This is a genomic window from Rheinheimera muenzenbergensis, from assembly GCF_036984005.1.
Classification (GTDB): domain Bacteria; phylum Pseudomonadota; class Gammaproteobacteria; order Enterobacterales; family Alteromonadaceae; genus Alishewanella; species Alishewanella muenzenbergensis.
Window position 1 is genome coordinate 105,875 of sequence record NZ_JALAAR010000004.1, and the last position, 12,824, is coordinate 118,698.

11 protein-coding genes are annotated in these 12,824 nt (G+C 48.8%); 2 read left to right on the forward strand and 9 right to left on the reverse strand.

Annotated elements, in window-relative coordinates; translation table 11 throughout:
* Positions 1-95 precede the first annotated feature (95 nt).
* Entirely contained in the window at positions 96-1,964 is a 1,869-nt protein-coding gene (locus tag MN202_RS06125; RefSeq protein ID WP_335735212.1) for an MFS transporter, read from the reverse strand.
* Between the two features lie 184 nt (positions 1,965-2,148).
* Between MN202_RS06125 and MN202_RS06130 the strand changes: the two genes are divergently transcribed.
* Positions 2,149-3,489 (forward strand): Na+/H+ antiporter NhaC family protein, encoded by a 1,341-nt coding sequence (locus MN202_RS06130; RefSeq protein ID WP_335735213.1) that lies wholly within the window; start codon positions 2,149-2,151, stop codon positions 3,487-3,489.
* On the opposite strand, the gene MN202_RS06135 is transcribed toward MN202_RS06130, so the two are convergent.
* From MN202_RS06135 to dnaK, 7 genes are all read right to left on the reverse strand, one after another.
* Entirely contained in the window at positions 3,486-4,523 is a 1,038-nt protein-coding gene (locus MN202_RS06135; protein WP_335735214.1) for a nucleotidyltransferase family protein, read from the reverse strand. The genes MN202_RS06130 and MN202_RS06135 overlap by 4 nt on opposite strands.
* The gene (locus tag MN202_RS06140; protein WP_335735215.1) at positions 4,520-5,377 is read right to left on the reverse strand and encodes an HprK-related kinase A; all 858 of its coding nucleotides are present in this window, start codon (positions 5,375-5,377) and stop codon (positions 4,520-4,522) included. Before MN202_RS06140 ends, MN202_RS06135 begins: the two co-directional genes overlap by 4 nt.
* Positions 5,374-5,592 (reverse strand): hypothetical protein, encoded by a 219-nt coding sequence (locus MN202_RS06145; protein WP_335735216.1) that lies wholly within the window; start codon positions 5,590-5,592, stop codon positions 5,374-5,376. Before MN202_RS06145 ends, MN202_RS06140 begins: the two co-directional genes overlap by 4 nt.
* Positions 5,593-5,627: 35 nt before the next feature.
* The gene (locus MN202_RS06150) at positions 5,628-6,194 is read right to left on the reverse strand and encodes a hypothetical protein (protein ID WP_335735217.1); all 567 of its coding nucleotides are present in this window, start codon (positions 6,192-6,194) and stop codon (positions 5,628-5,630) included.
* Between the two features lie 154 nt (positions 6,195-6,348).
* Positions 6,349-7,149 (reverse strand): M48 family metallopeptidase, encoded by an 801-nt coding sequence (locus MN202_RS06155; RefSeq protein ID WP_335735218.1) that lies wholly within the window; start codon positions 7,147-7,149, stop codon positions 6,349-6,351.
* A gap of 102 nt (positions 7,150-7,251) precedes the next feature.
* Positions 7,252-8,385, reverse strand: coding sequence for a molecular chaperone DnaJ (gene dnaJ / locus MN202_RS06160; RefSeq protein WP_335735219.1), 1,134 nt, complete (start codon positions 8,383-8,385; stop codon positions 7,252-7,254).
* 69 nt (positions 8,386-8,454) lie between these two features.
* On the reverse strand, positions 8,455-10,368 hold the full coding sequence (gene dnaK, locus MN202_RS06165) for a molecular chaperone DnaK (protein WP_335735220.1): 1,914 nt from the start codon (positions 10,366-10,368) through the stop codon (positions 8,455-8,457).
* 226 nt (positions 10,369-10,594) lie between these two features.
* Between dnaK and luxS the strand changes: the two genes are divergently transcribed.
* Entirely contained in the window at positions 10,595-11,104 is a 510-nt protein-coding gene (gene luxS / locus MN202_RS06170; RefSeq protein WP_335735221.1) for an S-ribosylhomocysteine lyase, read from the forward strand.
* Positions 11,105-11,147: 43 nt separating this feature from the next.
* On the opposite strand, the gene MN202_RS06175 is transcribed toward luxS, so the two are convergent.
* Positions 11,148-12,770 (reverse strand): diguanylate cyclase, encoded by a 1,623-nt coding sequence (locus MN202_RS06175; protein WP_335735222.1) that lies wholly within the window; start codon positions 12,768-12,770, stop codon positions 11,148-11,150.
* Positions 12,771-12,824 lie beyond the last annotated feature (54 nt).

The window sequence follows — 12,824 nt, forward strand, 5'->3', positions numbered from 1 at the left end:
AGTAGTGGCATTTGCCAACATTAGACAAGTGTTATGCGGCCAACCTGATACTGGTTCAAGCCTGGCCGCCATTATTGCGTTAAATCACACAATGTTTACGCCAAATCGCCACGCAGCAGACGGACTTGTCGCTCCAACTCTGCCGCCGTAGCAGTTGCAGGCAATGCCTCGCTGGCGTGCAGGTTAATTTTAGACCACAACCGGCCTTTAAACTTAAAAGCACCATTGCCATGGTGACTAAAGAATGATCCCCACAGGCCCTGCAGCGCCATTGGTACCACCGGCACCGGTGTTTCCGCCAGAATACGCTCTATACCGGGGCGAAAACTGTCGATATCGCCGGTTTTGGTCAAACGCCCCTCCGGAAAAATACACACCAGATTGCCCTGCTCCAGCTCGCGCTTAATAGCAGCAAAAGCGGCTTCATAGACCTGCTCGTTTTTCTGTTTTGAGCAAATCGGAATAGTCCTGGCAGCTTTGAACAGCCAATTGGCTACCGGCAAATCATAGATGGCTTTTTCCATCACAAAACGCACTGGCCGGCGCACCGCACCGGCAATCAGCAAAGCATCAACATAGCTGACATGATTGGCTACCAGCACTGCAGCACCTTCTGGTGGAATATGCTCCAGGCCACGGCTGCTCACGCGATACATAGTATGGCTAAGCAAGTAAATAACAAAACGCAGGGCAAATTCCGGTAACTGGCTGTAGACATACAATGCCACCACTGCATTCATAATCGCCAGAATTAGAAAATACTCTGGTATGGCTAAATCCAGTACGGTTAAAAACACTATGCCGGCAATGGCGCTCACCACCATAAACAGCGCATTAAAAATATTGTTGGCGGCTATAACCCGCGCCCGCTGCTGCGGCTCGGCCCGTTGTTGTAACAAGGCATACAGCGGCACAATAAACAAACCACCAAATACGCCAATCAATGTTAAATCTGTCAGCACCCACCAGCCAAAAGGGGTTGCTAAAAACTGCGGCAGATTTAGTAGCTGCGCCGGCAGCTCTGCCGGGCTACTAATATACAAACTGACGCCAAACAACGTTAAACCAACCGAGCCGATAGGCACTATACCCAGCTCAACCCTGTCACCGGATAAGCGTTCACACAACATAGAGCCAATACCTACGCCCACTGAAAACGCCACTAATAACGCTGTAACAACAGTGTTATCGCCGCCGAGCACGGTTTTGGTGAAGTTAGGAAACTGGGTTAAATAACTGGCACCTAAAAACCAGAACCAGCTAATGGCCATAATAGATAAGTACAGGGTGCGGTTAGCGTAACTGATACTGATCGTTGCTTTGGTTTGTTGCCAGGGTGCAAAACGAAACCTGTCAGCGTTACCCACTTGCCCTACTGCCGGAATATGCCGGCTTACCAGATAACCCAGCACAGAAAACAGCACGACGACGCCAGCAATCCACAGTGGCGCATCGGCCAGCCCGACCAATAAACCTCCGGTAATGGTACCGAGCAGAATAGCCACAAAGGTACCCATTTCAACCCAGGCATTGCCAGCCAGCAGCTCTTTGTCGGTTAACAGCTGCGGTAAAATAGCGTATTTTACCGGACCAAAAAACGCCGACTGGCTGCCCATTAAAAACAGCAACCCCAGCAACATCAGATACTGTTGGAAATAAAACGCCAGGCCGGCTAACAGCATCAGGCCAATTTCCAGCAGTTTTAACGCCCGGATCAGACGGGTTTTGCACACCGCATCGGCCAGGGTGCCGGCAGTGGCCGAAAACAATAAAAACGGCAAAATAAACAAGCCTGCCGCCAGGTTCATGGTTAAATCGGTATCCCACGGCAATGCATTAGCCGCGGTAAAAGCCAATATTAACATCAGCGCATTTTTAAACACGTTGTCGTTAAAGGCACCGCTGGCCTGCGTTAAAAAAAATGGCAAAAAACGACGCGATACAATCAGTTTAAGTGGCGACATCAGCACTCCGTGCAAATCAGACAACAAGAAAAACAGTTGCCAGCATAATAAACTCAGGTAGCTTATACCAGTACGAAAACTAACCTTAGACAAATTGACAGGACGTCCAGCCATCTATATAGTGCGCGTCCATTTGCCAACTCAAGCTGACATAGCAAACGCCGTTGGCCCGACAGGATGAGATATGACCGAACAGACTGAATTCGCGCCCGGCGCTAAACGCTCGCTGCTACCGTTGTTATTTTTTGTCGCACTGTTTCTTGGCACAGGCCTGTATTTACATCAACAGGATGTGGCCTATGCGTTTTACCAATTGCCTGGTCATGTCGCCATCATTCCTGCACTGGTACTGGCTATCTGGTTGCACAAAGCACCGCTACAGCAGTCTATTGACGTAATGATCAAAGGCGCCGGTAACAGCAATATTATTACCATGTGCATTATTTACCTGCTGGCCGGCGCTTTTGCCAGCGTGGCTACTGCCACCGGCGGCGTCGATGCCGCCGTTAATGCCGGTTTGAGCTTAGTACCTGCCCCCTGGTTGTTGCCGGGCTTGTTTGTTATTGCCGCTCTGGTATCTACCGCTATGGGTACTTCCATGGGCACTATAGGTGCCTTAGCGCCAATAGCCGTTGGTTTGGCCAACCAGGCCGGGCTGGATCAGGCATTAGTGGCTGGTGTGCTGCTAAGCGGTGCCATGTTTGGTGACAACTTATCTATTATCTCTGACACGACTATCGCCTCTACCCGCACTCAGGGCGCGCAAATGGCAGATAAATTCCGTGAAAATATTAAAATTGCCCTGCCCGCAGCGGCGATCACGCTGCTGTTATATATCGTGCTGGCGACAGAGGGAGCGCCGGTGCAAATTGACGCCGTCAACTGGACAGGTGTAGTACCTTATGCGGCGATCCTACTGCTGGCAGTACTGGGACTAAATGTCTTTGTGGTGTTGCTGCTGGGCATAGTACTGGCTGCATTGCAGGGCGCGGTGTTTGCCAACTACGCTATGGCCAACTTGGGTAAAGATATCGCCAGCGGTTTTGCCAATGTGCAGGAAATCTTCCTGCTGGCAATGCTGGTGAGTGCCTTAAGTGAATTTATTAAACAGCAAGGCGGTTTGCAGTGGATTGCCGGTAACATTCAGCATGTCGCAAACGGTCTGAAGCTGGCCGGCAATAAAGCCCAGCAACTGGCCATAGCGGCGTTAGCCTTTATCAGTAACCTGTGTATTGCCAATAATACGGTGGCGATAGTACTAACTGGTGACGTCAGCAAAACGCTGGCGCAGCAGCATCACATCACTGCCAGACGCAGCGCCAGCCTGCTGGATATTTTTGCCTGTATCAGCCAGGGGCTGGTGCCTTATGGTGCCCAGGCCTTGTTGCTGGGAGCCAGCTTCGGTATTTCGCCGTGGCAGGTGGTAACGCAAAGCTATTACTGTCTGATTTTGCTGCTGGTGGCTATTACCATTATTGTCATCCGGCCGAATCATCCAAGCCAAACAGACAGCATCCAGCGCTAGCGCCTGAGCAAAGATAAAGGCTTAGCCAGCATATGGTACAGCAAAATAGACCAGCGCATTTTCAGACGGTGGCCGCGGACAAACCAGAGGGCCTTGCACATTGCCGGCATAACGCCTTTGTCTTGCAAGGTGTTAATAAAGCAGTGGCACAGCAGCCGTTGCGGTGCCGCTACCCTAGCCTGCTGTAAGTAGGCGCGGGCTGAGTCGGATGGGAATAACTGCGTCAGAACATACACCACATTGGTTACCGCTTGTGCCGCGCCTATTTTTATTGCTTCCTCAGACAAAGACGTCAGCAAGCCCTGCTCAGCTAACACCGAAAATTGGTCATTCAGATCAATAATGTCTTTTAAACTGCGATGGGTTTCTTCCTGCCAGAACAAATGCACTGCAGCATGCACAAATAAATGCTGCAGGCAGGGCGTTTTAAAGCCTGAGCCCGGTATCGCCACCGCCTGTTCAAACAAAGGGGCAATATTTAGCTGTCTGGCCGAAGCTGGCGGAAAAATATGATGGTGCAAGTCAATTACGCTGTCGCGCTCAAAGTGATGCAGCGGTGGCTGCTGATGTGACCAGCGCAGATAATACTGCCGGTCATACTCCGCCATTTCGGGCTCATAAAAGCCGCAAAAAAACAGCTTGTTTTTCACCTCGCTAACTGAGGATGCCGGCACCAGTATATCAATGTCAGAAAACAGTCTGCCGTGGCTTACCGGCAGTGCCAACGCCCGGTAGGCAGCGCCTTTAAGCAACAAACACGGGCAAGTCAGTTGCTGCAGCATTGGCTCAAGTTGTTGTAACTCATAAAACAATGAATGCTGTTGCTTGGCGGCGTATTTCGCCCCTGATTGCAGCTGACGGCTAACCTGCAGCGGCACCCGGTCAAGCTCAGCCGTTTGCTGCAATTTAAAATACGCTTTTGCCAGCAGGCCATGTTTACGCAGCTGAGCCAGCAGCAGGGTCCAATCAGCCGCAGTGGCCTGCCTGGCATAATCAGCCGGGGCCTGAAACAAAGCCAGCAGTTGCGACCTCACTTAAGCTGCTCCATAAGTGACAGCATCTCATCGGTATCGGCGTATTGTAATTGCATCAGTTTAACGCTGCGCACTAAACGGCTAAGGGCGGTAAAGCCTTCGGCGCCCAACACTGAATAATTAAACGAATTTTGTATCAGCCGCAAGATCCCCTGCTCTGCTGCAATTGGTTCAAACACGGTATTTGGCTGGGTACTGCAGTACTGTGGGAAAATAATGTGGCTGGCGTAACATGGCACGTCATACCCCTGCCAGCTGGCCTCGGACGGTAACAGATAACCGACGGTGCCTTTAATAGTGTTGTCAATTTGCAACCGTAATGCGGCCTCAGGATAACGTTGACGAATAACACTCAGTGACTGATTTTTCAGACTAACAGGCCGGACACAAGGGACCACCATACCGGTATTCATATCCAGCAGACAACTTTCGTCAGATAACAGGCGCCAGCCCTGCAACATTAACATTGCACTTAACGTGCTTTTACCTGAACCGGGTTCAGCCGGTAATACCAGAGTTAAATCACCCTTTTGCACCACTGCGGCATGAAAAGCCAAATAATAATGTTGAAAAGACGCCACGCTCCAGTTAAACGCCCATTCAAAAATAGCCGGTAAATGCGCTTGCTCTGCCATGCGAAAATGCTCAGACGCGGAGCCAACCAGATACTCGCCGGCCAGATCAGCCCAGCGACGCTTTACAGTCAGATCAAAATCGTAAACCAGATTAGCGTTAATCGGGCCAAACACCGTTGCCGGATAGAGCTGTTGTATCGCCTGATATAAATAGCGTGATGAATTAACTACAGCGACCGAAAACGGCTGGCAATGAATAGCAAAGTTATAAGCACTCATACGCCGGCTTTAGCGTTTTGCAGCAGATCGGCTTTGCTAGCCAAAGTGGTATCATGGCTTACCGGGTCAAACATCAACACGTAGCTTAGTGTTGTATCTTCAGCAACAACTTCAAATTCACTTTGAATATAACCAGCTGCTGCGGTATTACACCACAGCAGCCAGTCAGCATAGCTTGAGGTTACATCAGGAGGCATTAAATCTAATAACTGCAAAGTTAACAAAGCCAGGTTAAAAGTGACATAACAGCTTAATAGCCATTTACATAGAAAGCTACCAAGTTAATTAAATCTATTCTGGCCTGCCCACCTGCATACTTGTAGGCTGATACAAAGTCATCGGGTAAAGGAAATTCGCCCGATCTGCGCACAACCTTGTCCATGTACAAGGCATACAAAAAACAATAACTAATGTTGCGCTCAAAATTATCCGGGCTGTCATTAATACAGCTGCTTAATTTCCTGGTTTTGCCGCCACCAAAAACATCTTTAAACCGGGTATCCTGATGTATTTGTTTGCCATTAAATTTATATACCGTATGCGACGGCTTTTTAAAGCAGCCGTGTGGGCTACCAAAATAATCTACATCGCAAATTTTGTGCGAGACGTGCTCTTTACATTTTTTTCCGCTTTGCGCCGTCATCGAGGCAATTTGTGACGCAGTAGCACTTAAGCCACAATTAAGCGTTGACGAGCCCCAGGTTGCCCGACTTTTAAACGACATCAATAACGGCACGCTGGCTAAACCCGCTTTAACTAAAAAGTCTCTGCGGCTACCGCTGGTCTGTTCTACTTGCTTATTGTCATCCATTTCCATAGCAGTTCCCAAAGCACACAATTTTGTGACTGATTACAGTTTACCTAAGCAAAATTATGCAAAAATCACTCCATCAAAGCAAGTCAATGATTTCAAGCATATTTTAATATTGCTACCGGCAGCAAACTGCGCATTTTGTAAAACAAGCTGACAACTAACGCTTGCATTGCGGCAACGCCGAACCAGCCTTACGTTCGTTATACAACTTCATTGCCGCTGGCAATTTTTCACGTAGTTCTTTAATCCGCGTTTCTGGTAGTGGGTGGGTAGACATAAATTCCGGTGTGCCGCTACCGCCCAATGCCGCCATATTTTGCCATAAATTGACCGCCTGCCGTGGTTCAAAACCGGCTTTTGCCATCAGCTCCAGACCAATAATATCGGATTCGGTTTCATGTGCGCGGCTAAATGGTAACGCCACACCAAGCTGCGCTCCAAGGCCAAACGCCGTCATTAACTCTTGCTGATATTTAACACCGTAAGCTTTCATGCCTGCATCACCTAATGCCAGTATTGTTTGTATACCCTGATTAGATGATAACCGCTCATTACTGTGGCCGGCGATAACATGTGCAATCTCGTGGCCGACAACTGCTGCCAGCTGCTCCTGATTTTGTGCCACTTTTAGCAAGCCGGTATAAACGCCTATTTTACCGCCAGGTAACGCAAAAGCATTAACCTGGTCAGCATCAAACAACACCACTTCCCAGCTTTGGGCTCGTAAATTATCCGGCGTAACCGCCAATAAGCTATTGGCAACGCATTTTACATAGCGGTTAAGCTCAACATCTTTTGCCAGTGGCGTTTCTGCTTTCATCGCTTCAAACGTCTGGGCGCCCATTTTGCCCAGTTCCGCATCGCTAAACAGCATGATCTGGCGCCGGCCGGTAGGTGACTGGGCACAGGCTGCCATTAATAAAATACAGGCACTGGTAACAAACAACTTCTTCAACATCGGTATATCCTTATTTTTGTTGCGCCGGCAGAAATCAAGCTTAGGTTTTATTGTATCTGCTGAAAAACAAAAAACCACCCGCAGGTGGTTTTTCATTCAGAATTAACTGGTTAAATCATCAAAAAACTTTTTCACACCATCGAAGAAGCCTTTCGATTTCGGCCGGTGTTTAGCTTCACCGTCGCCCACCATGCTGTCGTCCAACTGGCGTAACAATTCTTTTTGCTTGTCACTCAGGTTAACCGGCGTTTCAATTACAACTTTACAGACTAAATCACCGATACCGCCACCCCGAACAGACTTCACACCTTTGCCACGCAGACGGAACATTTTGTCCGTTTGTGTCTCTGCCGGTATTTTCAGCTTAACGCGGCCATCCAGTGTTGGTACATCAATTTCACCGCCCAAGGCAGCAGTAGTAAAGCTCAGTGGTACATCGCAGTACAGGTTGTTGCCATCGCGGACAAAGATTGGGTGCTCTTTTACATGTACCTGTACATATAAATCGCCCGCCGGCGCACCATGCATACCCGCTTCGCCTTCGCCGGTTAAACGAATACGATCACCAGTGTCCACACCAGCCGGAATTTTCACCGACAGCGTTTTGGTTTTCTCTATGCGGCCTTCGCCATGGCATTTGCTGCACGGATCCGGAATAATTTTACCGCGGCCATTACAGGTTGGGCAGGTTTGCTGTACCGCAAAAAAGCCCTGGCGCATGGTTACCTGGCCGGCACCATGGCAAGTAGGACAACTCTTGGCTGAAGTGCCTTTTTTCGCACCAGAGCCGTCGCAGCTATCACAACCGACCATAGTCGGTACTTTAATGTCGACTGATTTGCCGCGTACCGCTTCTTCCAGGCTCAATTCCAGGTTATAGCGCAAATCTGAACCGCGCTGCGCCCGTGACTGACCACGGCGGCCACCCCCCCCAAAGATATCGCCGAACACATCGCCGAATATATCACCGAAATCAGCACCGCCGGCACCACCACCGCCACCACGGTTCGGATCTACCCCGGCATGGCCAAAACGGTCATAGGCGGCGCGTTTTTGTTCATCCGACAACACCTCGTAGGCTTCCTGCACTTCTTTAAACTTCTCTTCCATGGCCTTATCACCCTGAGTACGATCCGGGTGAAATTTCATGGCGAGGCGTTTATAGGCCTTTTTGATGTCTTTATCGTCGGCGCCTTTGGCGACACCTAGTACTTCATAATAGTCACGCTTGGACATAGTTCCCGCTCAGTAAATGTCTTAATGCCAAAAGGCTGGCACCAGGCCAGCCCTTATACTTCAGCCAGATTACTTCTTGTCGTCTTGCACTTCTTCAAACTCAGCGTCAACGACATCGTCGTTGCTGTTGTCAGCTTGCTGGCCAGCATCAGCGCCGCCCTGTTGTGCCTTGGCCTGTGCTGCTTCCATCAGTTTTTGTGACGCCTGCATCAGTGCCTGAGACTTCTCATCAATCGCGGCTTTGTCGCTGCCTTTTAACACAGCTTCCAGCTCTTTAATTGCAGTTTCAATGGCTTCTTTGTCGTTGGCAGCCAGACTGTCGCCCACTTCTTCCAGTTGTTTGCGGGTAGCATGTACCATCGCATCAGCCTGGTTGCGGGTTTGTACCAGCTCTTCAAACTTTTTGTCTTCTTCAGCATGCGCTTCAGCATCACGTACCATGGCCTGAATTTCTTCATCGCTTAAGCCAGAGTTAGCCTTGATAGTGATTTTTTGCTCTTTGCCGGTATCTTTATCTTTAGCAGATACATGCAAGATACCGTCGGCGTCTAAATCGAAAACCACTTCAATTTGCGGCTCGCCACGACGACCGGCACGAATGCCTTCTAAGTTAAACTGACCCAGTGACTTGTTGTCTGACGCGCGCTTACGCTCGCCCTGCAGCACGTGAATAGTTACCGCAGACTGGTTATCTTCTGCTGTTGAGAACACCTGTGACTTCTTGGTCGGAATAGTGGTGTTTTTCTCGATCAGCGCCGTCATTACGCTGCCCATGGTTTCAATACCCAGTGACAATGGCGTAACGTCAAGCAGTAATACGTCTTTCACATCACCTGACAGTACCGCGCCCTGAATTGCTGCACCTACTGCTACCGCTTCGTCCGGGTTAACATCTTTACGTGGCTCTTTGCCAAAGAAAGCCGTTACCGCTTCCTGTACTTTTGGCATCCGCGTTTGACCACCAACCAGGATGATATCGTCAATTTCACCGACACTTAAATCAGCATCTTTCAGCGCTTGCTTCAGCGGCTCGATAGTGCGCTGAATTAAATCTTCCACTAAAGATTCCAGCTTGGCACGGGTTACCTTGATGTTCAGGTGTTTCGGGCCTGAAGCATCAGCAGTAATGTACGGCAGGTTTACTTCAGTTTGTGACGCTGACGACAGCTCAATCTTGGCTTTTTCCGCAGACTCTTTTAAGCGCTGCATGGCCAGAGGGTCGTTACGCAGGTCAATGCCCTGCTCTTTCTTAAATTCTTCAACTAAATAGTTGATTAAACGGTTATCGAAGTCTTCACCACCTAAGTGAGTATCACCGTTGGTCGCCAGTACTTCAAACGTTTGCTCGCCGTCTACGTCGTCAATTTCAATGATAGAGATATCGAAAGTACCGCCACCTAAGTCATATACCGCAACCTTGGTATCGCCTTTCTTTTTATCCATACCGTAGGCCAGCGCCGCAGCAGTTGGCTCGTTGATAATACGTTTTACGTCTAAACCAGCAATACGGCCGGCATCTTTGGTTGCCTGACGCTGCGCATCGTTAAAGTACGCAGGTACGGTAATTACTGCAGCCGTTACCGCTTCACCTAAGAAGTCTTCGGCGGTTTTCTTCATCTTTTTCAGCACTTCAGCTGAAATTTGCGGTGCAGCTAATTTTTTGCCTTTTACTTCAACCCAGGCATCACCATTATCAGCCTTAACGATAGCGTAAGGCATAATTTTAATGTCGCGCTGTACTTCTTCGTCTTCAAAACGACGCCCAATTAAACGCTTAATCGCGAATAAGGTGTTTTTAGGGTTAGTCACCGCCTGACGTTTCGCCGGCTGGCCCACTAACACTTCGCCGTCTTCAGCATAAGCAATAATAGAGGGCGTAGTACGGGTACCTTCAGCGTTTTCTAATACGCGAGGCTTGTCGCCGTCTAATACTGCTACACAAGAGTTGGTTGTACCCAAGTCAATACCAATAATTCTGCCCATAACTACACTCCAGTTAATATTCTGAACAATCACAAATTGCGTTGAGCGATTAATGGGGATTAGCCCTGATCCATTCAAGGTTATTCAATTAAAAATTTTGCCAACCGGGAACTTTTTCCTGTTTTACCGCGCTTTTCACGCTATTGAGCGCCAATAACGGTTAACTTATTGCGCTTTACCTGCCTATAATAGTCGCCATCTGTAGCTTAAATTTTCAGGGTTTGTTATGCCATTACTCGACAGTTTTACCGTTGACCATACCATTATGAAAGCCCCGGCTGTGCGTGTGGCAAAGAAAATGAATACGCCTAAAGGCGATGCCATTACGGTATTTGATTTGCGTTTTTGCGTGCCTAATGAAGAAATACTGTCAGAAAAAGGTATCCATACGCTGGAGCATTTATTTGCCGGCTTTATGCGTGACCATTTAAATGGTGCTGATGTCGAGATTATCGATATTTCGCCGATGGGCTGCCGTACCGGCTTTTACATGAGCTTAATTGGCACCCCAGACGAGCAGCGGGTGGCTACGGCCTGGCAAGCCGCGATGGACGATGTATTGCATGTTGCCAGCCAGAGCGATATTCCGGAGCTGAATATTTACCAGTGCGGCACGGCGCAAATGCACTCGCTGGAAGAAGCCAAGCAAATTGCAAAAAACATCCTTGAGCGTGGTGTCGGCGTTAACCGCAATGACGAGCTGGCCTTGCCGGCTGAGATTTTAAATAAGCTTTAAACCCCGTTCGCAGATATCAGCCCGCTTTATTGCGGGCTTTTTGTTAATACACCTGATTTCGCCCCGCCCGCTTAGCTTTGTACATCGCCTTATCGGCCGCCGCTATCATTTGCTCAGCATTACTAAAATCAGCTTCATCATAGGCGACAACACCGGCAGAGTAGCTACAGCTGAACTGCTCACCATTAGCGGTAAAATGCAATTGCCGGAACGCCTGCAGGATCTGCCCGGTTAATTCCCGCGCCTTAGCCCCACTGCATTCAGGCAACACCAGCATAAACTCCTCTCCGCCGTAACGTCCGGCCCGGTCTGATTTTCGAATACGTTTACGCAGCAACGTGGCTAAAGCTGTAATAACCATATCGCCGATGCCATGGCCATAATTATCATTAACCGCTTTAAAGTGGTCGATGTCCAGCATCACGATACTAAAGGTGTGCTGGTAACGCTGGCTACGTTCAAACTCCAGCTCGGCCAGTTCTTTGATCGCACTGTGTTTTATCAACGCCGTCAGATTGTCTTTTTCAATCAGGTTTTTAAGTTGCAGGCTGCGTTTTAGCCGTGCCTTTACGGCCAGTACCAACTGCGTATCGTCGATGGGTTTGCTGATAAAATCATCAGCGCCAAGCGCCATGGCGCCAATCTGCAGCGTTTTATTTATCTCGGATGACAAAAATACAATGGGTAAACGCCTTAACGACTGGTACTGTCGCACTAAACCCGCCAGCTCGATGCCGGAGTAATCAGGCATATACATTTCCATTAACAACAGATCTGGCTGAAAGCGCATAATTTCAGCAACGATATGCCGGACATTGCTTAAGATCTGCGTTGTGATGCCGGCATTATTTAGCACCAAAGCAAAATGTTGCGCCAATAACTTATCGTCATCAACGATAAACACCTTGCCGGCATACTTAGCACTTAATTCCAGTAATTCGCTGATGGTTGAAATCATAGCCGCAACATCAAGCGGTGAGACAAAAAAGGCTTCTGCACGATGCTGCGATGCTTTAATGCGTAAATCAAACTCGTCCTTTTCAGAAAACACTAATAACCGCGAAGCTTGTATTTTCAACTGTTGTAACAATAAGTTCTGCGCAAACAGTGAAGCACCATCTTTCAGATTCGCTGCCGCTAACAGCACAGCCGGGGCAGTATGTTGCAAACGCGCCAGGCAACTGGCGTAGTCCGAAAAACATTCAACATGGTGACCAAAAGCCTGCAGTTGGCTAACCAGCTCGGTAGTTAACTGCGGCGAGGGTAATAATAGCCAGACAGTATCTGCCTGATGCAGTTGAGTTGTGACTTCTGCAGCTGAACTGTCAATTTCCAGTAGAGCCAGATTTACCGCCACATCAAACTCCAGCACTGTCTGGCGCAAGCCCGGTAGTGCATGTAGACGTTCAACGTCTGTTTTACTGCGGATATCTTTGGCAAGCTGCTCTATTTGTCTGGCATAACTACCAAGGGCAGCATGGCCAAAAGTCGCGCAAGCCCCTGCCAGCTTGTGCGCTTCGGTAATCAGCATCGGTAAGAAACTGCTATCGGATGCTGCGGTTAATGCCAACATTTTTGCCGATCGCTCAGACAAACCTTGTTCAAAGCGCCGGCGCAAGGTAGCAAAAGCTGCCGATAAATCAGGCTTAGAATTAACATTACTCAACAGTCGACTCCCTGCCGGCATCACGAAATCGTGATAATTGCAGCGTTGTTATGA

What these genes read in the sequence shown, in the direction of transcription:
- MN202_RS06125 (WP_335735212.1), bottom strand. Translation starts at nt 1,964, where the DNA reads ATGTCGCCACTTAAACTGATTGTATCGCGTCGTTTTTTGCCATTTTTT.
- dnaJ (WP_335735219.1), bottom strand. Translation starts at nt 8,385, where the DNA reads ATGTCCAAGCGTGACTATTATGAAGTACTAGGTGTCGCCAAAGGCGCC.
- MN202_RS06155 (WP_335735218.1), bottom strand. Translation starts at nt 7,149, where the DNA reads ATGTTGAAGAAGTTGTTTGTTACCAGTGCCTGTATTTTATTAATGGCA.
- MN202_RS06130 (WP_335735213.1), top strand. Translation starts at nt 2,149, where the DNA reads ATGACCGAACAGACTGAATTCGCGCCCGGCGCTAAACGCTCGCTGCTA.
- MN202_RS06150 (WP_335735217.1), bottom strand. Translation starts at nt 6,194, where the DNA reads ATGGAAATGGATGACAATAAGCAAGTAGAACAGACCAGCGGTAGCCGC.
- luxS (WP_335735221.1), top strand. Translation starts at nt 10,595, where the DNA reads ATGCCATTACTCGACAGTTTTACCGTTGACCATACCATTATGAAAGCC.
- MN202_RS06140 (WP_335735215.1), bottom strand. Translation starts at nt 5,377, where the DNA reads ATGAGTGCTTATAACTTTGCTATTCATTGCCAGCCGTTTTCGGTCGCT.
- dnaK (WP_335735220.1), bottom strand. Translation starts at nt 10,368, where the DNA reads ATGGGCAGAATTATTGGTATTGACTTGGGTACAACCAACTCTTGTGTA.